Origin of the sequence: Pararhodospirillum oryzae (genome assembly GCF_007992075.1) — a bacterium.
GTDB lineage: Bacteria > Pseudomonadota > Alphaproteobacteria > Rhodospirillales > Rhodospirillaceae > Pararhodospirillum > Pararhodospirillum oryzae.
The window spans coordinates 24,872-44,292 of the sequence record NZ_BJZO01000017.1 but is presented as its reverse complement, the minus strand read 5'-3'; the positions used below and the strand labels follow the sequence as shown (position 1 = coordinate 44,292).

At 66.6% G+C, this 19,421-nt stretch carries 13 protein-coding genes; 9 read left to right on the top strand and 4 right to left on the bottom strand.

The window, feature by feature from the left end; translation table 11 throughout:
- The first annotated feature begins 43 nt into the window (after nt 1-43).
- Together ROR02_RS04835 and ROR02_RS04830 are read left to right on the top strand one after the other, a co-directional pair.
- Nucleotides 44-1,576, top strand: a complete 1,533-nt coding sequence (locus tag ROR02_RS04835) for an acyl-CoA carboxylase subunit beta (RefSeq protein WP_147162884.1) — start codon at nt 44-46, stop codon at nt 1,574-1,576.
- Between the two features lie 164 nt (nt 1,577-1,740).
- A complete protein-coding gene (locus ROR02_RS04830) occupies nt 1,741-3,729 on the top strand; it encodes an acetyl-CoA carboxylase biotin carboxylase subunit (protein WP_147162883.1) in 1,989 nt (662 codons plus the stop codon).
- A gap of 123 nt (nt 3,730-3,852) precedes the next feature.
- On the opposite strand, the gene ROR02_RS04825 is transcribed toward ROR02_RS04830, so the two are convergent.
- The gene (locus ROR02_RS04825) at nt 3,853-4,500 is read right to left on the bottom strand and encodes a TetR/AcrR family transcriptional regulator (protein ID WP_170244965.1); all 648 of its coding nucleotides are present in this window, start codon (nt 4,498-4,500) and stop codon (nt 3,853-3,855) included.
- Between the two features lie 226 nt (nt 4,501-4,726).
- Here ROR02_RS04825 and ROR02_RS04820 point away from each other — a divergent pair, with 226 nt between their 5' ends.
- Both ROR02_RS04820 and ROR02_RS04815 read left to right on the top strand, forming a co-directional pair.
- Complete coding sequence (locus ROR02_RS04820; protein WP_147162881.1) at nt 4,727-5,905, top strand: HlyD family secretion protein; 1,179 nt, start codon at nt 4,727-4,729, stop codon at nt 5,903-5,905.
- Nucleotides 5,906-5,909: 4 nt separating this feature from the next.
- Nucleotides 5,910-7,469: a DHA2 family efflux MFS transporter permease subunit gene (locus ROR02_RS04815; protein ID WP_147162880.1), complete on the top strand. Its 1,560-nt coding sequence runs from the start codon at nt 5,910-5,912 to the stop codon at nt 7,467-7,469.
- Nucleotides 7,470-7,583: 114 nt separating this feature from the next.
- Here the strand turns inward: ROR02_RS04815 and ROR02_RS04810 are convergent, their stop codons facing one another.
- Complete coding sequence (locus ROR02_RS04810) at nt 7,584-8,081, bottom strand: CarD family transcriptional regulator (protein ID WP_147162879.1); 498 nt, start codon at nt 8,079-8,081, stop codon at nt 7,584-7,586.
- Between the two features lie 527 nt (nt 8,082-8,608).
- A complete protein-coding gene (gene fdxA, locus ROR02_RS04805) occupies nt 8,609-8,941 on the bottom strand; it encodes a ferredoxin FdxA (RefSeq protein ID WP_147162878.1) in 333 nt (110 codons plus the stop codon).
- Between the two features lie 323 nt (nt 8,942-9,264).
- Here fdxA and ROR02_RS04800 point away from each other — a divergent pair, with 323 nt between their 5' ends.
- The 5 genes from ROR02_RS04800 to ROR02_RS04780 all read left to right on the top strand — a co-directional run bounded on the left by ROR02_RS04800 (nt 9,265) and on the right by ROR02_RS04780 (nt 17,678).
- The gene (locus ROR02_RS04800) at nt 9,265-10,851 is read left to right on the top strand and encodes a benzoate-CoA ligase family protein (protein WP_246135403.1); all 1,587 of its coding nucleotides are present in this window, start codon (nt 9,265-9,267) and stop codon (nt 10,849-10,851) included.
- 76 nt (nt 10,852-10,927) lie between these two features.
- On the top strand, nt 10,928-12,526 hold the full coding sequence (gene cimA, locus ROR02_RS04795; protein ID WP_147162877.1) for a citramalate synthase: 1,599 nt from the start codon (nt 10,928-10,930) through the stop codon (nt 12,524-12,526).
- 100 nt (nt 12,527-12,626) lie between these two features.
- Nucleotides 12,627-13,427, top strand: coding sequence for an RNA methyltransferase (locus ROR02_RS04790; RefSeq protein ID WP_147162876.1), 801 nt, complete (start codon nt 12,627-12,629; stop codon nt 13,425-13,427).
- Between the two features lie 223 nt (nt 13,428-13,650).
- On the top strand, nt 13,651-14,847 hold the full coding sequence (locus ROR02_RS04785; protein WP_147162875.1) for a hypothetical protein: 1,197 nt from the start codon (nt 13,651-13,653) through the stop codon (nt 14,845-14,847).
- Nucleotides 14,844-17,678 carry an ATP-binding protein gene (locus ROR02_RS04780; protein WP_147162874.1) on the top strand — a complete coding sequence of 945 codons (2,835 nt, stop codon included), beginning with the start codon at nt 14,844-14,846 and terminating at the stop codon, nt 17,676-17,678. The genes ROR02_RS04785 and ROR02_RS04780 overlap by 4 nt, the downstream gene beginning before the upstream one ends.
- Before the next feature lie 93 nt (nt 17,679-17,771).
- On the opposite strand, the gene ROR02_RS04775 is transcribed toward ROR02_RS04780, so the two are convergent.
- Nucleotides 17,772-19,247 carry a M23 family metallopeptidase gene (locus tag ROR02_RS04775; RefSeq protein WP_246135402.1) on the bottom strand — a complete coding sequence of 492 codons (1,476 nt, stop codon included), beginning with the start codon at nt 19,245-19,247 and terminating at the stop codon, nt 17,772-17,774.
- Nucleotides 19,248-19,421: the final 174 nt, after the last annotated feature.

Here is a 19,421-nt window from a genome sequence, read left to right as displayed (position 1 = left end):
TATACTCCGCGCCCTCGCCGCCAGTCCGTACAGGAACCGTTGAATGCACGACATCATCCGCCAGCTCGATGCAAAACGAGCCGCGGCGCGCCTGGGTGGAGGTCCGCGCCGGATCGATAACCAGCACGCCAAGGGCAAGCTGACCGCCCGCGAACGCATCGACCTGCTGCTCGACCCCGGCTCCTTTGAGGAGTGGGATACCTTCGTTGAACACCGCTGCAACGAATTCGGCATGGACGAAAACCGGATTCCGGGCGATGGCGTGGTCGTTGGCCACGGCACCATCAACGGCCGGCTGGTGTTTTTGTTTAGCCAGGACTTCACGGTCCTGGGTGGATCCTTGTCCGAAACCCACGCCATCAAGATCTGCAAGATCATGGACAAGGCGATGGCGGTGGGGGCCCCGGTCATTGGCCTGAATGACTCCGGCGGCGCGCGCATCCAAGAAGGCGTGGACAGCCTGGCGGGCTACGCCGAGGTGTTTCAGCGCAACGTGATGGCGTCGGGCGTGATCCCGCAGATCTCGATGATCATGGGGCCGTGCGCCGGTGGCGCGGTGTACTCCCCCGCCATGACCGACTACATTTTCATGGTCGAAGACAGTTCTTACATGTTCGTGACCGGTCCCGACGTGGTCAAGACGGTGACGCACGAGCAGGTGACGGCCGAGGAACTGGGCGGCGCGATCACGCATACCAGCAAGTCGGGCGTGGCTGACCTGTCGTTTGAAAACGACGTGCATGCCCTGCTGCAGCTGCGCCGGTTCATGGACTTCCTGCCGTCGTCGAACAAGGAAAAGCCCCCGGTCCGCCCGACCAACGACCCCTGGGACCGGCTGGATTACTCGCTTGACTCCCTGATCCCCAACAACCCGAACAAGCCCTACGACATGAAGGAGCTGATCGAGAAGGTTGTGGACGAAGGGGACTTCTTCGAAATCGCCCCCAACTACGCCGGCAACCTGATCACCGGCTTCGGGCGCATGGAAGGCTCGACGGTGGGCTTCGTCGCCAACCAGCCGATGGTGCTGGCGGGCTGCCTCGACATCGACAGCGCCCGTAAAGGCGCGCGGTTCGTGCGTTTTTGCGACGCCTTCAATATTCCCATCGTGACCTTCGTCGACGTGCCGGGCTTCCTGCCGGGAACGGCGCAGGAATACGGCGGCATCATCAAGCACGGCGCCAAGCTGTTGTACGCCTTTGCCGAGGCCACGGTGCCCAAGGTGACGGTGATCACCCGCAAGGCCTACGGTGGCGCCTACGACGTGATGAGCTCCAAGCACCTGCGCGGCGACGTCAACTACGCCTGGCCCAGCGCCGAAATCGCGGTGATGGGACCCAAGGGCGCGGTGGAAATCATTTTCCGCCAGGACATGAGCGATCCCGAGAAGATCGCCCAGCGCACCGAGGAATACCGCCAGCTGTTCGCCAATCCGTTCGTGGCGGGCTCGCGCGGGTTCATTGATGAAGTCATCATGCCCTACGGCACGCGCAAGCGCGTGTGCCGGTCGTTGGCCATGCTGCGCAACAAGGACATCAAGAATCCCTGGCGCAAGCACGGTAACATTCCTCTGTAACGAAAGGCGCCCTGTCAGACGGATCCGGCGCCTGGCGCGCGGGCCCTGACAGGGACGCTCCGGGGGGCAGGGCGCCACGCAGGGCGCCGGCCCCTTGGGGATCCGCCAGGGCCGGCCGCCGACCGACCACCCATGAGACAGAAGCCAGCCAACCGGGGCACCTGATGTTTGAGAAGATCCTGATTGCCAATCGCGGCGAAATCGCCTGCCGCGTCATCAAGACCGCCCGTCGCATGGGCATCAAAACCGTGGCCGTGTTCTCGGATGCCGACCGCGACGCGCTCCACGTGGACATGGCCGATGAACGGGTGCACATCGGTGCCTCGGCATCGGCGCAAAGCTACCTGGTCATCGACCGCCTGGTTCAGGCCTGCCGCGACACCGGCGCCCAGGCCGTGCACCCGGGCTATGGCTTCCTGTCCGAGAACAAGGCGTTCCAGACCGCGTTGACCGCGGCTGGCGTGGCCTTCATCGGTCCCGAGACCCGCGCCATCGAGGCGATGGGCGACAAGATTGAATCCAAGAAGCTGGCCGCGGCCGCCGGCGTGAGCACGGTTCCCGGCCACATGGGCATCATCGCCGATGCCGACGAGGCGGTGGCCATTGCCCGCTCCATCGGCTATCCGGTGATGATCAAGGCATCGGCCGGCGGTGGCGGCAAGGGCATGCGCGTGGCGCGCACCGACGAGGAAGCGCGCGAGGGCTTCTTGTCGGCGGCCAACGAAGCGCGCTCCAGCTTCGCCGACGACCGGGTGTTCGTTGAAAAGTTCATTGAACAGCCCCGCCACATCGAAATCCAGATCCTGGCCGACGGCGAGACCTTCCTGTACGTCGGCGAGCGCGAGTGTTCGATCCAGCGTCGTCACCAGAAGGTGATCGAGGAGGCGCCCTCGCCCTTCCTCACCCCCGAGGTGCGCAAGGCGATGGGCGAGCAGGCCGTGGCCCTGGCCCGCGCCGTGGATTACAAGTCGGCCGGCACCGTCGAATTCATCGTCGACGCCAACCGCAATTTCTATTTCCTTGAAATGAACACCCGCCTTCAGGTGGAGCATCCGGTCACCGAAATGGTGACGGGCCTTGACCTGGTGGAATGGATGATCCGCATCGCCGCCGGTGAAAAGCTGACCTTGCGCCAGGACGATATTCGTCTCAATGGCTGGTCGCTGGAATGCCGCATCTATGCCGAGGATCCGTTCCGCAACTTCCTGCCCTCGACCGGCCGCCTCGTGCGCTACATTCCGCCGATCGAGGTCCCGGGCCAGGTGCGCGTCGATACCGGCGTGCAGGAAGGCGGCGAGATCAGCATGTTCTACGACCCGATGGTCGCCAAGCTGATCACCTACGGCAAGGACCGCCGCGAGGCGACGTCGCGCATGCGCCGGGCGCTGGATTCCTTCTACATCCGGGGAATTTCGCACAACATTCCGTTCCTGGCCTCGCTGTTGTCGCGCGAACGCTTCGTTGAAGGGCGTTTGACCACCAACTTCATCGCCGAGGAATACCCGAACGGCTTCGATGCCGCCCACCTGCCCCCCGACGATCCCACCGTGCTGGTGTCGGTCGCGGCGGCGGTCCATCACAAGGTGGTCGCTCGCAACGCCAAGATCAGCGGCCAGATCAAGGGCCACGAGAAGAAGGTGCGCGAGGGCTGGGTGGTGCGCCTGGGCGACACCGCGTATCCGGTCAAGGTGCGCGCGACCTCGGGCGGCCATGAAGTCGAGATGGACGACCGCCTGATTGCCATCACCCACGCCTGGGACTTTGGCCAGCCCCTGTTCCGGGCGACCATTGGCGACCGGCCGGTGGTGGTGCAGATCGAAAACCGGGGGGTGGCCTATCACCTGTCCCATGCCGGAAGCCAGGAAACGGCCCTGGTGCTGACGCCCGAGGCGGCCCATTACGCCGACCTGATGCCGCACAAGGCGCCGCCCGACCTGTCGCGTTTCCTGCTGTCGCCGATGCCGGGCCTTCTGGTGTCGCTGGCGGTCGAGGAAGGGGCCGAGATCAAGGCCGGGGAAACCCTGGCGGTGGTCGAGGCGATGAAGATGGAAAACATCCTGCGCGCCGAACGCGATGGCGTGGTGGCCCGCGTCCATGCCCGCCCCGGCGACAGCCTGGCCGTCGACCAGAAGATCCTGGAATTCGAAGTCTAACGTTTGTCAGGGAAAAGGGGGGGACCGCTTTTCCCGAAAAGGCAAGCTCGAACAAAAGGATCTGGAGTCTGTCCGCTTCAACGTGGAACGGACAGACTCCAGATCAATGAAACAAGGAAGACGTCACGGCCCCGGGGCGTAGGCGCGCAGGAAGACATCGAGCCCCAGGGCCACGTCGCGTTCAACCTGCTCGGGCGTGGGCTCGGGGCCGGCGTTCCACAGGCGCCACGACAAGGTGGCCCCCTGGCACAACGAAACCAGATGGCGCGCGGCCAGGGTGGGATCCGCCGGACGCAATTTGCCCACCGCCATGGCGGTGCCCAGGTAATGCTCCAGCCGGCGCAAGGTGGCCTTCGGGCCGCGTTCGTAAAACAGCTTGCCCAGTTCGGGGAAGCGCTGGGCCTCGGCGGCGATCATCCGCTGCAAGCGCACCGCCTCGTCGGTCAGGATCATGTCGGAAAACGCCAGACAGAAGCGGTACAAGCCTTCCTTGATTCCGGTCTCCAGCGACAGCGCTTCGATCGAACGCCCCTGAAGGCGCGCCGTGACTTCGTCGAGAACGGCGGCGAACAGGTCCGCCTTCGACGGGAAGTAGCTCCACAGGGTGGTTTTCGATCCGCCCACCCGGGACGCAATCAGCGACATCGGCGTGTCCGCGTAGCCACGCTCGAAAAACAGGGCCCGGGCCACCTCGATGATGGCTGCCCGCCGGTCATGCTTGCGCGCCTCGCGCCGCCCCAGAGCCCCGTGTGCTGAACCAGATCCGGCCACGGTGCTCTCACTCCTTCTCTTCACGGTAGACTGATCCGATACGCGGTTCCCACTTTTCGGATCTCGGTCCAGGGCCATGGCCGTACTATACAGTACGGTTTTGCGTTGACAAGCCGCCAGATCCCGCACATATGCTGTACCGTCCAGTACGGTCCATATCTCTTCGCGCCTCGCCTGGAACGCCTGGGCCGTGCGCTCCATCCGAGTTCCATGAAGGAAAGCCCCTTTGTCGAACGCTCCCCCTTCCGGGCCGGCGCGCGAGCCGTCCCCTGCCCCCTCCCCATCGACGCCGGAGCGCCCGGCCTCCCCGTTGCGTCGCCGCTTGCTGCTGGGATTCGCCGTGCTGGTGTTGGCGGTAGGGGCGAGCGTGGCCGTCAAGGAGATCGTCCTGGGCGACCGCTATGTTGAAACCGACAACGCCTATGTCGCCGCCGACATGCTGGATATCACGCCCCTGGTCGCGGCACCGGTGAAGTCGGTCGGGGTTGTCGATACCCAGGCGGTCGAGGCCGGCACCGTGCTGGTCACCCTCGACGACGCCGATTTGCGCCTCGCGGTGCAGCAGGCCGAGGCCGCCCTCTCGCAGGCCGAACGCGCCTTTCGCCAGACCGAGGCCACGGTGCGTTCCCTTCAGGCTCAACTGGCCGCCCGCGCCGCCGACGTGACCTCGGCCGAGGCGCGGGTGGTGTCGGCCCGCGCCGTGTTGCGCCGCACCACCACCGAGGCCGAGCGTCGCCGGGCCCTGCGCCCCTCGCACACCGTCTCGATCGAGGAATTGACCGCCTCCGAAACCGCCCGCGACGAAGCCGAGGCGGCGGTGCGCGAGGCGGAAGCGGCGGTTTTGCAAGCCCACGCCAGCCGCGACGCCGCCGAAGCCTCCCTGGCCGCGACCCGGGCCCTGATCGACGGCACCACCCTTGAAACCGCCCCCGATGTCCAGGCCGCGCGGTTGCGTCTGGCCCAGGCCCGCCTGGATCTGTCGCGGGCCGTGATCGCCGCCCCCGTGGCGGGAACCATCGCGCGCAAGGCGGTCGAGGTTGGCCAGCGGGTGGCGGCCGGCCAGTCCCTGATGCGTCTTGTCCCCTTGGGGGCGGTTTACGTGAACGCGAATTTCAAGGAAAGCCAGTTGAAGCGGGTGAGGGTGGGGCAGCCCGCCACGCTGCACGCCGACCTCTATGGCTCCAAGGTCGCCTATCACGGCACGGTGGAAGGCTTCGCGGCCGGAACCGGCTCGGTCATGGCCCTGATTCCCGCCCAGAACGCCACCGGCAACTGGATCAAGGTGGTGCAGCGCCTGCCGGTGCGCGTGTCCCTGGATCCGGCCGACCTGGCGGCGCACCCGCTGCGGGTGGGGCTGTCGATGACCGCCGAAATCGACACCGGCGCGACCCCCGACGCGGAGTAATCCCATGGCCACGAGCCCCGCCCCCGCCGCCGGAACCGGCCTGCTGCACGGCCCCAGCCTCGGCTTGGCCGGGGTGGTGCTGTCGCTGGCCAATTTCATGGTCGTGCTCGACATGACCATTGCCAACGTGTCGGTGCCCCACATCGCCGGCAGCCTGGGCATTTCGATGACCCAGGGGACATGGGTCATCACCTCCTACGCCGTGGCCGAGGCCATTTCGGTGCCTCTCACCGGCTGGCTGGCCCAGCGTTTTGGGGCGGTCACCGTGTTTACCCTGGCCATGGCCGGATTCGGGGTGTTTTCCGTTCTGTGCGGCCTCACCGACTCGCTGGGCGGCCTGGTGCTGTTTCGCATCGGGCAGGGGTTGTGCGGCGGCCCGATCATGCCGTTGTCGCAAACCTTGATGCTGCGCGTCTTCCCGCGCGAACGTCATGCCTCGGCCATGGGCACCTGGGCCATGACCACGGTCACCGCCCCCGTCGCCGGCCCGATCCTGGGCGGATACATCAGCGATAACTGGTCGTGGCCGTGGATCTTTTTCATCAACGTGCCGATCGTGATCATTTGCGTGATGGGGGCCTTGCGCCTGCTGCGCCCGGCGGAAACCCCCTTGCGCAAGCCCCGCATCGACCGGATTGGCCTGGTGTTGATGCTGGTGTGGGTTGCCGCCTTGCAAATCATGCTCGATACCGGACGCGAAAAAAACTGGTTCGAGTCGCCGGTCATCGTCGGCCTGGGTGTGACCGCCGCCATTGGCTTCGTGGTGTTCCTGATCTGGGAGCTGACCGAGCGCGATCCGGTGGTGAACCTCAAGGTCTTTCGCCATCGCGGATTCGCGGTCAGCACCAGCGTGCTGGCCTTTGCCTTTGGCGCCTTCTTTTCGTCGGTGGTGGTGATTCCGCAGTGGCTCCAGTCGATGGAGGGCTACCCGGCGACATGGGCCGGCTACGTGCTGGCCATGCACGGGTTGCTGGCCGTGGTCTTTTCCCCGGTGGCGGCCCGCCTGGCCGGGCGGGTCGATCCGCGTTTGCTGGTGTCGGCCGGCGTGGCCTGGCTCGGGGCCATGGCCTGGCTGCGCGCGGGCTGGACCAGCGACGCCAATTTCCTGACCTTTGCCCTGCCCCAGTTCCTGCAAGGCATTGGCATGCCCTTTTTCTTCGTGCCGCTCACGGTGTTGTCGATGCGCGCGGTGGCCCCCGAGGAAACGGCGTCGGCAGCGGGCGTGATGGCCTTCCTGCGCACCCTGGCCGGCGCCGTGGGGGCCTCGGTGACCGCGACCGCCTGGGCCGACCAGACCCAGGCCAACCGCGATGCCCTGGTCAGCGCGATGCCCGACATGGGGCGCACCTTGAATGACCTGATGGCACTGGGCCTGTCGTCGGATCAGGCACGGGCGCAGCTGGCCTTGCTGGTGGAACAGCAGGCCTCGACCCAGGCATTGATTCAGATTTTCCTGGTCACCATGGTGCTATTCCTGGTGAGCGCGGCCCTGGTCTGGCTCGCGCCTCTTTCCTCGGGCCCCAAGGGCGGTAGCCCCGGAGGCGGAGGCGGAGGCGGGCATTAAAAAACCCCGCCCCTGGCGCCGTCCCCTTTCCAGGAGAGGGCGGCGCCAGGGCTGGGGCGCACGGGGGCCGGAAGGGAAGAAGCCCCCAAAACAAGAAAGAACCGCCTGGAACGCTCAGGCGGCGTTCAGCAGCTTTTCAACCTTCTGGGTGGCCTGCATGGCATCAATGGCTTCGATGGCGGCCAGCTCGCAGGTCAGGCGCTCCAGGGCAAGCTCGTAAATCTGGCGTTCGGAGTAGGATTGTTCCGGTTGGGTGGCACTGCGGTACAGATCACGAACCACTTCGGCGATGGAAACCGGATCGCCGGAATTGATCTTGGCCTCGTATTCCTGGGCGCGGCGGCTCCACATGGTGCGCTTGACCCGTGCCTTGCCGCGCAAGGTGACCAGGGCGCTTTCCATGGTCTTGCGCGTCGACAGCCGGCGCAACCCCGACTCCCGGACCTTGGTGACCGGAATACGCAGCTTCATGCGATCGCGATCGAAGGCGATGACCAGCAAATCAAGGGCATGGCCGCCGATGGTCTGGTGCTCGATGGCCAGAACCTGTCCGACACCGTGCGCCGGATACACGACATAATCGCCGGGCGCGTACTGACACGAGTTGGTCATGTTGATTTTTCTCTCCATGTAAGAGCCTCACGCCCTCCATTGCGCCGGGGTCGCGTCACCGCCGGCGTCAGGACAAAGGCAAGACTCTTCGCAAGATCCGCAACTGCCGATGGATATGGCCGGACTGGAACGAACACTCCGGTTCGTGGCCGACCAATTGGAAAACCCCCTTTTTCGCCGGCGCCAAGGGACGCCGCGCGTGACAGTCTCCAGCTCGGGAACGATCCTCTTACGCCTAGCCGGCCAGACTCCGCCCGACCAAGACGCTGGTGGATCCTTGCTCCCCGATGGTTGTTTCCGGAGTCCCAGCCGTGGGATTGCCCCTTAAGAAAATAAGGGGAGCGATCCCGACATGGACCATGATCCACGTCGGTGGGCCGGCTCTGCCACGAACCCGCAGCAGATTGTGATTTATATCACACAATAACGGAAAATGACAGATCAAAGTCGCAAGGCGATACCGCGCGCGCCTTGCCCAAGACGAAAAACACCCCGTCCCCGCGTTCGGCGACGGGGTGCGGTCGCGATCAGCGGGGCGCGGGGCTTTCACTCAACAAGGCGACCTTTCCGGACTTGCCATTCCAGGTATCGGCGTCGGCCGGCACCGTTCCCTTGCGCAAAATATTAGGCCAAACGGACGCATACTTTCGATTAATTTCGGTCCACGGCGCGGCCCGCTCTTCCGAATCGGGAACGATGGCTTCGGCCGGGCACTCTGGCTCGCAGACGCCACAGTCGATGCACTCGTCCGGATTGATGACGAGAAAATTCGCCCCTTCATAGAAGCAGTCAACCGGGCAGACCTCGACGCAATCCTGATATTTGCACTTGATGCAGTTTTCCGTGACCACGTAGCTCATGGGTTCAGGGTTCCCGTGGTTGTGCCCCCGGCCGCCGGGCGGATCGGGCTTGCACCGCGTCCCGGAAGGCCGGCACGAGCCGGGAGCGTGCTTACCCAAGGGTGATACCATCGCTCCCGCGCGCCGTCAGCCCAGAAGTGACCGGCCGGGCCCGACGGGCCCCAGCGCTTCACCCGATGGCCCTGTTGCTCCTCTTGACGGCGGCGCGGGCTTGGGGTGCAGTCAAGGGCTTGTCACAAGGACCCGACCCACGGCCCCCTCCAGACGGGGCCCCACGGCGAGGGGAGGCTCACGATACAAGGGGGGGAGGGACCGCGCCGGCCATGATGACCACCCACGCGCCCCACGCCAACGCCATGCCGGGGGAAGACCTTCCCCCCGGGTTCAACGCCGCGCGCGTGTTCATCGACCGCCACCTGGCCGAAGGAAGGGCCACCAGGCCGGCGCTGTGTTCCCTGGATCAGGTCCTGACCTACGAGGCGCTGGCGCACGGCGTCAACCGGGCGGCCCATGGCCTGGTGCGCCTGGGGCTTGTCCGGGGCGACCGGCTGCTTTTGGTGATCCGCGACGAACCGGCCTTCTATTTCCTGTTCTGGGGAGCGATGAAGGCGGGCATCATACCGGTGCCGGTCAACACGCTGCTGCGGGCCCCCGACTATGCCTTCATGATCGACCATTCGGGATGCCGGGGGTTGATCTGGTCCGATGCCTGCGCCAGCGATGTCACGGCCGCGCTGTCGCTGGTGCCCGACGCCTTGCCCGTGGCCCTGCCGGTCAGCGAGGCCGCGCCCCTTTTGTTCGAGCATGGCCCCGACACCTTCGACGCGGTGGACGCGGGACCGGAAGCGCCGTGCCTTTGGCTTTATTCCTCGGGATCCACCGGCCGGCCCAAGGCGGTGGTGCACGCGCACCGCGATCTCGTGGCCACGGCCGAGCTGTATGGCGTGCGCACCTTGGGCCTGCGGGCCGACGACATCTGTTTTTCGGCCGCCAAGCTGTTTTTCGCCTATGGCCTGGGCAACGCCATGACGTTTCCGTTGTGGGTGGGGGGCACGGCGGTGCTGCTGGCCGAGCGGCCCACGCCGTCCAACACCTTCGCCATGATCGAGCGCTTCCGGCCCAGCGTGTATTTCGGCGTGCCCACCTTGTACGCCGCCTTGCTGGAGGCCTTGAAGACGCGCTCGCCCGATCTGTCGTCGCTCCGGCTGTGCGTGTCGGCGGGCGAGGCCCTGCCGCCCGATCTGTTTCACCGCTGGCACGCCGCCACCGGGCTTGCGCCGCTCGATGGCATCGGCTCGACCGAGGCCTTGCACATTTTCATTTCCAACCGCCTCGACAGGCCGCGCCCCGGCACCAGCGGCTGTCTGGTCGAGGGCTTCGAGGCGCGCATCGTCGATGATGGCGACCACCCGGTGCCGGTGGGGGAGGTGGGGCGGCTGCTGATTCGCGGCCCGTCCCTCACCTTGGGCTACTGGCGCGGGAACGGGCGCCTGGATGTCCCGTTCGAACGCGGCTGGCTGGACACCGGCGACACCTATTCCTGCGACGCCGAAGGCTACTTCACCTATCACGGCCGTTCCGACGACATGCTGAAGGTGGGGGGCATCTGGTGCTCGCCCTTCGAGATCGAAGGCGCCCTTATTGAACACCCCTCCGTGCTGGAAGTGGCGGTGGTCGGGCGCGAGGACGCGCACGGCCTGGTCAAGCCCGAGGCCTGGGTGGTGCCCACCGCCGGGGTGAGCGCCGGGCCCTTGCTGGAAGCCGCCTTGCAGGCCCACTGCAAGACCCGCCTCGCGCCCTACAAGTATCCGCGCACCTTCCATTTCGTCGAGGATCTGCCCAAGACCGCCACCGGCAAGATCCAGCGCTTCCGTTTGCGTCGGGGCGACGGGTGGGAGAACGACCGCTGAAGCCATGCTTGAGGCCGGGGCGGAAAGCGGGCATTGTTCCAGATCCCGTTCTTTTTCCCGCGAGGCGGATACCCCAATGAGCCGTGAAAAGCGCGTTTACTTGTACGACAGCACCCTGCGCGACGGCGCGCAGACCCAGGGCGTTGACTTCTCCGCCGCCGACAAGACGGCCATTGCCCGGGAGCTGGACGCGCTGGGCATTGATTACGTCGAAGGCGGCTGGCCCGGGGCCAACGATACCGACGACACCTTTTTCGCCCACCCTCCCGAGTTCACCCGGGGGCAGCTCGCGGCCTTTGGCATGACCCGCCGCGCCGGGCGCAGCGCCGCCAACGATCCCGGCTTGCAGACCCTGCTTTCCACGCCGGCCCGGGTCGTGACCCTGGTCGGCAAGACCTGGGATTTCCAATGCAAGGTGGCGCTGGGGGTCGATCTGGATGAAAACCGGCGCATGATCGCCGATTCCATCGCCCACACCGCCGCCACCGTCAACGAAGCCCTGTTCGACGCCGAACACTTCTTCGATGGCTACAAAAGCAATCCCGAGTACGCGCTTTCCTGCCTGAAGGCCGCCCTGGATGCCGGTGCCCGCTGGGTGGTGCTGTGCGACACCAACGGCGGCACCTTGCCCGGCGAGGTTGCCGGCATCGTCGCCGAGGTGACCAAGGTCATTCCCGGATCCCACCTTGGCATCCACTGCCACAACGACACCGAAAACGCGGTGGCCAACAGCCTGGCCGCCGTGATGGCCGGCGTGCGGCAGGTGCAAGGCACCTTGAACGGCCTGGGCGAGCGTTGCGGCAACGCCAACCTGATCAGCATCATCCCCAGCCTGATGCTGAAGCTGGGCTACGAAACCGGCCTGACCACCCACGACCTGGCCCGGCTCAAGCATGTCTCGCGCCTGCTGGACGAGCGCCTCAACCGCGCCCCCGATCGCCGCGCGCCCTACGTGGGCGACAGCGCCTTTGCCCACAAGGGCGGCTTGCATGTGTCGGCGGTGGAGCGCGATCCCCGTTGCTATGAACACGTGCCGCCGGAAGCGGTGGGCAACCAGCGCCAGATCCTGGTGTCGAACCAGGCCGGACGGTCCAACGTGCTGGCCCGTTTCCGCGAAATCGGCCTGGAAGTCGGCGCCGCGGACGAGCGCATCGGCCACCTGCTCGAAACGGTCAAGCAGATGGAAGCCAAGGGCTTCGCCTTTGATGGCGCCGAAGCCAGCTTCGAACTGCTGGCGCGGCGCGAACTGGCCGAGGTGCCCGAGTATTTCCGCCTCAGCAGCTTTCGCGTGATCGACGAACGGCGCTGGAACGCCCGGGGCGAGCTGATCACCCTTTCGGAAGCCACCATCAAGATGGAAATCGCCGGCGAACGGCACATGACGGTGGCCGAGGGCAATGGTCCGGTCAACGCCCTGGATGCCGCCTTGCGCAAGGTCCTGCTGCCGGTCTATCCCGTGCTGGGGGATTTGCGTTTGGTGGATTACAAGGTGCGCATCCTGACCCCCGACGCCGCGACCGCCGCCGTCACCCGGGTGATGATTGAAAGCGCCGACGCCAAGGGCAACCGCTGGACCACCGTGGGGGTGTCGGCCAACGTGATAGACGCGAGCTTCAACGCCTTGCACGACGCGCTGACCTACCGCCTGTTCAAAAGCGGGCAAAAGGCAGCCTGACCCTTCCCGCCCCCCCTTCGGGGGCACGATGACACCCCCGGATTCAAACCCGGGGGCGTTGTTCCCTTCCCTAAACAAGACGAGGACCGAGGAAAACCGAGTGGCCGGAACCGACCATACCCGCGCGGCCCAGCTTGCCGATCCGGCGACTGCGCCCGTGATTGTTTTGGTGCGTCCGCAACTGGCGGAAAACGTGGGCATGGTGGCCCGCGCCATGCTCAACTGCGGCCTCACCCGCCTGCGCCTGGTGGCCCCGCGCGAGGACTGGCTGGCCGACAAGGCCATTGCCGCCTCCTCGGGCGCCGACGGCCTGTTGCGCGATGCCCAGCCCTTTGAAACCGTCGAGGCGGCGATTGCCGACCTGAACCGGGTGTACGCCACCACCGCGCGCCGGCGCGACATGGTGAAATGGGTGCTCACCCCCCGCGCGGCGGCGGCGAACCTGCGCGCCTTCGGGGCCCAGGGCGAGCGCTCGGGCGTGCTGTTCGGGCCCGAGCGGACCGGTCTGGGCAACGACGACGTGGCGCTCGCCGACGCGGTGATCGAGGTGCCGCTTAATCCCGCGTACTGCTCGCTCAACCTTGCGCAGGCGGTTTTGCTGCTGGGCTACGAGTGGTTCCAGGCCGCGAGCGAGGCGCCCCCCGAACAGCTGGTGATCAACGCCAGCCGCCCGGCGACCCGGGCCGATCTCCTGGGCTTTTTCACCCACCTGGAGCGGGAACTGGACGCCTCGGGCTTCCTGCGCAACCTGGACAAGCGCCCGGGCATGATCCGCAATATCCGGGGATTGTTTGAACGCGCGGCCCTGACCGAACAGGAAATCCGCACCTTGCACGGCATCGTCAAGGAACTGCGCCACGGCCGGCGCGGGCCCGCCGACCCGGGCGAGGAACAGGCGTAAGCCCCCCGGACGGCCGGACGTTCGGGGCCTTTGAAGCCCCCTCCGGCCGCCGCCTCCTCCACCACACCCCGCGATGCGCGCCGTGCGGCCCCCCACACCGGGCCGCCCCAGCCTTGTATGTAAAATTTCAGATATACGCCAGAGAACATACTTGCCCTCGGGCTGGGGGCATGGTATCCGTAACCTCAGATATCTGATTTCGCGGATACAAAGGAGGCGTGCCATGCTGGAGCTGTTCTACGGGGGGCCCGTTTCGGGAAACCAGCGGTTCGCCCGCCCCGCGCTTGAAGCCGACATGATGCGGAAAATGTCGGAAACCAACGGCCTCAGCCTGTTCGGGCTGCGGCGGATCGGCAAATCCACCTTGCGCCTTCATGCCCAGGAAACGCTGGCGAGGACCGAGGGTCACACCGTCGTTTTCGTGGATGCCCAGGGCATTAACTCGATCGACCAGTTCCTGTTCGCCATCCTCAGGGGGATCCCGAAGGAATCGATCCCGGGGAAGATGCTGGACCTCCTGTCCGGCAACCCGGCCCTGCCGGAGACACTGCGCAATGCCTTGAAGGGGCTGGTGTCCAAGGGCACGGAAACGCAGGATCTGATCTCGGGGTACTGGCCGCTCATTTCCAGCGAAATCGCCGATGCCCTGGCCCGGGATCGCTCCCCCAAAACCCTGATCGTGGACGAATTTTCCTTCCTGATCCGCAACATGGCGCAGGCGGAGCCCGCCACGGCCGCCGCGCGCGTCAATGCCCTGCTCGCCTCCATGCGGCAATGGCGCGAAAACGGGCTGCGCATGCTGCTGACCGGATCCATCGGCCTGACGGGGCTGGTCCGCCAGTACAAATTTGACAGGGAGCACCTGAACGACCTTCAGGCGTTCACGGTGCCGGAACTGACCGAGGAGGAAGCCCGCGCCTTTGTTACCCAGGCCACGCACGAGCCCTCGAACGGCTCCTGGACGGCGGAGCACACCAGCGCCTTCCTGAGCGCCTGTGGTGCGTTCTATCCCTGTTTTCTGGTCAAGGGACTGCAAGCCCTGGACCGCGCCGCGCCACCACCGCCCGACACCCTGGAAGCCCTGTTCCGGCGCCAGGTGCGGGCCGATCTGCATGATCTGTTCATCAACCAGTTCGACAAGACCCTGGGCCGGTACCGCGAGACCGATCGCGCCCATGCCGACAGCGTTCTTCTGCCGATCCTGCGCGCGGTGCTGGACACGCCGGACGGCCGGCCCGAACCGGTGCTGGAACCGTCCCCCCCCTACGACACGGTTGATATCCGCACCGCCCTGACCATGCTGCGGGAGGATGGCTTCCTTGATCGCGACATGGGCGCGAACGATGACCGCGTGTGGCGCCCGGCCTCGCGCCTGACGACCCTGTGGTGGAAACAATCCAACCTGGGGGCCCGGGGATGAGCGACCACCCGCTGATCCAAACCTTCATGACGCACCGCATGACCGACGACGCGGTGCGCGCGCTGGCCACGGGCCGGGAGGAGGAAACCGCCCAGGTCCTGGACGCGGTGCGCCGCAGCCATGCCGCCGCGCCGGGCACCCTGCAACACGTGCTGATTTACGGCCCGCGCGGGTTCGGCAAGTCCTTCCTCACCCGGCTGGTCCAGATCCGGGCCGGGGACCTGGACACGGAAAGCGCCCCGCTGCGGTTCGTGCTGCTGCCCGAGGAGCAAAAAAACGTCACGCGCAATCCCCACGCGCTGCTGGCGTACATCGCCCACAAGCTGGCCGACCTGCGCACCGGCGAGGACGGGAGCTGGACGGAGTCCATGTTCCAATGGCCCGACCCGGCGAAGGAGGCCGCGCACTGGAACGAGGCCGCCAACACCCTGGAAGCGGAACTCGATCGGTCGTTCCCCGGCGGGCAGGGGCTGGCGGTGGTGGCCATCGAGAACTTCGACTTCCTGCTGTCCTCCTTGTTCAAGGAGGAGATCGCCGAACAGCGCCTGCGCGGATGGCTGGACCGCCCCGGCAACCGGGTGATGGTGCTGGCCACGGCCACCGGCACCGTGGACATGGACTATGACCGGCCGCTGTTCCAGGCCTTCCAGTCCATCCGCCTGCGCCCCTGGACCCCGGAGGACTGCATCGCCTATTTCGACCGTCATCGGCGCTCCCACGGCAAACCGCCCCTGGATGACGACCGGCGGGCCAAGGCCCGGGCCATTGCCGACTTCATTGGCGGCAACCCCCGTTTGGCCCAGTTGCTGGCCGACGTGCTGGACACGCAAGACGCCCTGAGCGTGGCCCAGACCATGACCGCCCTGGCCGACAAGCTGGCCGACTACTACCGGCGGCGCATCGACGACTTGCCGCCCCTGGCCCAGGGATTGCTGGACGCCCTCATCCGGGGGGGCGAGCCGACCTCGCAAACCGATCTGGCCGCCCGGGTCGGCGCCGACGGCCAGAACGCCATTGCCCGCATCATGCAGGATCTGCAACGCACCGACATCATCCGGGGCTATGACGAGCCCGGCGGCCGGTCGGTGCTCTATCAGGTTACCGACCGCGTGTTCGTGCATTTCTACCGCCTGCGCCAGGGCAACCAGAGCGCCCAGGACTCGCCCCTGACAACCATCCTGGATTTCCTGCGCGCCTTCTACTCCCGCACCGAACAGCGCGATCAGGCGCTGGCCTACCTCGACCAGGGCCGCCCGGCCGAGGCGCGGGTGTTCGCCGATCTGGCGGCGGAGGGGGGCGGGGACGGCGACAGCCCTTATCGCACGGATTGGGCCGGTCGTCTGGAACGGCTGGAGAGCGTGCGGCCCGGGTGCCTGCCGCTGCCGGTCGCGGAGATTGTCGCGCGCATGGACGCCTGCCCCGAGACGGCCTATGGGCTGGGCGGGGCCGATGGGGACCCTCTCGTCCGGGCAATCATCCAGGCCCAGGCCCTGGCGCGGATGGGCATGGCCGAAGAGGCCGATCGCACCCTCACGCGGGCCCTCGCGGAGACCGCGAACGACAAGACCGCCGAGGCCCTGTTGGCCCTGGAGCGGACATTTCTGCTTGTTGATGAACTTGATCGAATCCAGGAAGCGGTCACGTGCCTGCGCCGGATTGGCCCGGACGTGTTCAACGACTGGCCCCCGACCGCACGGACGGAAGGATTAACGGATCTTGCATGGTCTCTCGGTGCTTTGGGTGAGCACGACGCAGCCATCGCAACCGGGCGGAAAGCGGCCGCGCTGGCCGAAAAGACCAACGACATCCGGGGGCAGGCCAGGGCGTTGCTCCTCGTCGCCTTCTCGCTTGGCGAACTTGGCGACCACCAGGAGGTCCTCGCAACCGGACGGGAAGCCGCCGCGCTCGCCGAAAAGGCCAACGACATCCGGGGTCAAGCCATGGCGTTGGGCCTTGTTGCCTTCTCGCTTCGCCAACGGGGCGACCACCAGGAAGCCATCGCAATCGGGCGGGAAGCCGCCGCGTTGGCTGCCCAGGCTGGCGCTGTGGACGAGCAGGCGGACGCCCTGAGGCTCGTCGTTTTCTCGCTCCGGGACACGGAGCAGAGGGAAGATGCTGCGGCGACCGCCTTGGAAAGCGCCGAGTTGGCCTTCTCCGCCGACAAGGCGTTCACCGCAATGTGGTCAGTGTCGATCGTGCTGGAGAGTGCGGCCGAGACTCCCTGTCCCCAGGCGATCGCGCTGTTCGGTCGATGGATGGACCTATGCCACACCCAGCCGGACGCGAACACTGCCGACTGGAGGATTGCTCTTGCCGGCCTTTTCGCCGCAGCTGCACGGGCGCGCGCCTGGGAGAGCCTGGACGCCCTCCTTCACGACCGCCGCGAGGCATTCGCAAACGCGAAACCACTGTACTTTTTTGGACAGGAGATCGGGAGGGCCATCGCCGCGACCGGCCGGGACGAAGGCCGCGCGATGGGTTTCGCATCGGCGGCCGGTATCCTGCCGCGTCTCGCCGCCTTCGGCGCCGACATGCCGTATCCCCCGGCCGGTTTCAATTCATGGATCTCGAACGTTGTGGCGGGCCTTGCCGGAGCCTGCCGCGATCCGGGGCTGTTGCGCGATGTCGCCGGACTGCTGACCACGGATCTGGCGCCCGAGGCCCCGGCCCAGGCCATCCTGCTGCGGGCGCTGGCCGACGTGGACGCGGCCGAAAAGCCGGAGCGGATCCTGGCCCGCCTTGACCCCGACGTGGCCACCTGGATCCGTCGCGTGCGCGGCCTGCCGGACCCCACCCCGCGCGCCGCGAAAAAGAGAAGCCGCAAACGCTGAGCCAAAACCGATCGCGCGGCCCCGGCCGCCGATCGCAAAAAAGGGGGGAAGCGGCGAGCGCTTCCCCCCTCAAGCCTTGCAACGACGACCGGTTTAATGCGCCGCGCTGGCCACCTTGGTGCCCGAGGGCGTGTTGCGGAAGGCCACGGCGATGCGCTCGCGTTCCTTGCGGAAGGCCGCCAGATCCTTGCCCAGCAGGGCCTTGCTGGCCGCGAAGCGGACGTTCATCGGGTTGACCTGGGCATTGCCGCGCAGGATTTCATAATGCAGGTGCGGCCCCGTGGAGCGGCCGGTGCTGCCCACGAAACCGATCACCTGCCCCTGGCGCACGCGCACGCCCGGGCGCATGCCGCTTGCGAACCGGCTCATGTGACCGTAGGCGGTGGAAAACTCGGCGGTGTGGCGCAGGCGGATATAGTTGCCATAGCCGTTGGTCGGACCGGCGCGTTCGATCACGCCATCACCGGCGGCATAAATCGGGGTGCCGGTGGGCGCGGCGAAGTCCACGCCCTTGTGCATCTTGGAATAGCCCAGAATCGGGTGGCGGCGCATGCCAAAGCCCGACGAAAGCCGGGCGCCGTTGATGGGCGTGCGCAGCAGGGCCTTGCGGATCCCCTCGCCCTTTTCGTTGTAATAATCAACGCCGCCGTCGGAGTCCTCGAAGCGGTACAGGCTGTAGCGCTTGCCGGAAACGGTCATCGAGGCATAGAGCAGGTCACCGGTGCGCACCGTGCGGCCGTCGTCGGTATCCATCTGCTCAAAGAACATCTCGAACGTGTCTTGCTCGCGCAGGTCACGCTGGAAGTCGATGTCGTATGAAAAGATGCGGATCATGTCGGCCAGGACCCGTTGCGGCGCGCCGGCCTTCATCCCCGCCTCGAAAAAGCTGGAATGAATGGTGCCATCGTAGCGGGCCACCCGGCGCACCAGCGGCGCTTGCTGCTTGTCCACCGTGATGGTGTCATCGTCGGCCCGGGCCAGGGAAACGGTGGTGCCCACCGAGGGCTCGAAGCTGAGGCCTTGCCATTTCAGATCGTCGGCCGACGACGAGGTGTAGGAAAGGGTCACTTCCTGGCCGGCGCGCAGGGCGCGCGGATCGAACACCGGACGCAGGGCTTCCACCGCCGCCTGGGCAAGGCCGCGATCCACGTCCTGGTCGATCAGCAGGCCCATCAGGGTTTCGCCCGAGGCCACGGTCAAGGTGACTTCGATCGGGCCGGAGCTGGCGGTGTCGGAGGAGTCGGGGGGTGCGCCGTCCGCCACGGCGGGGGAGGCGTCGGCGTCGTCGGTGTCGGAAACGAGGTCGCCGGGATCCCCAGGATCATCCAGGGCGGTGGTGTCGGTGCCTTCGGCCTCGTCCGCCGAGGGCAGTGTATCGTGGGTGGTCCAGGGAGAAAGCGGTTCCGGGGTGTCTTCCTGGCGCTTTTCGGTCCCCGGGGAGGCCGAGGGGGCGGTGGGAAGGGTCGCGGCGAACGAACGCGGGGCCACCGTGGCCAGGTGATCCTCCTCGCGCAGGGCCAGGGGCAGATCCTGACCCCCATCCCCGGGCAGGGGGGTCGCCAGCGCCACCTGAGCCGGTTGCGGATCCCCCGTCCCCCCCGTTCCCGGGAGGGGACCCAACCCGGCCCCGAAATAGGCCAGGGTTCCGCACGTGGCCCCCACAAGAGACCCCAATAGGGTGAAGAGGACCGGCCTCGCGGTCGGTGTCATCGTGGAACTCCCCGTCTGGTTTGGCGTTGGTGT

Bases quoted from the DNA above. Each gene is read 5' to 3' on its own strand.
- ROR02_RS04815 (WP_147162880.1), top strand. From the start codon at position 5,910: ATGGCCACGAGCCCCGCCCCCGCCGCCGGAACCGGCCTGCTGCACGGC.
- ROR02_RS04780 (WP_147162874.1), top strand. From the start codon at position 14,844: ATGAGCGACCACCCGCTGATCCAAACCTTCATGACGCACCGCATGACC.
- ROR02_RS04800 (WP_246135403.1), top strand. From the start codon at position 9,265: ATGATGACCACCCACGCGCCCCACGCCAACGCCATGCCGGGGGAAGAC.
- fdxA (WP_147162878.1), bottom strand. From the start codon at position 8,941: ATGAGCTACGTGGTCACGGAAAACTGCATCAAGTGCAAATATCAGGAT.
- cimA (WP_147162877.1), top strand. From the start codon at position 10,928: ATGAGCCGTGAAAAGCGCGTTTACTTGTACGACAGCACCCTGCGCGAC.
- ROR02_RS04835 (WP_147162884.1), top strand. From the start codon at position 44: ATGCACGACATCATCCGCCAGCTCGATGCAAAACGAGCCGCGGCGCGC.
- ROR02_RS04785 (WP_147162875.1), top strand. From the start codon at position 13,651: ATGCTGGAGCTGTTCTACGGGGGGCCCGTTTCGGGAAACCAGCGGTTC.
- ROR02_RS04830 (WP_147162883.1), top strand. From the start codon at position 1,741: ATGTTTGAGAAGATCCTGATTGCCAATCGCGGCGAAATCGCCTGCCGC.
- ROR02_RS04810 (WP_147162879.1), bottom strand. From the start codon at position 8,081: ATGACCAACTCGTGTCAGTACGCGCCCGGCGATTATGTCGTGTATCCG.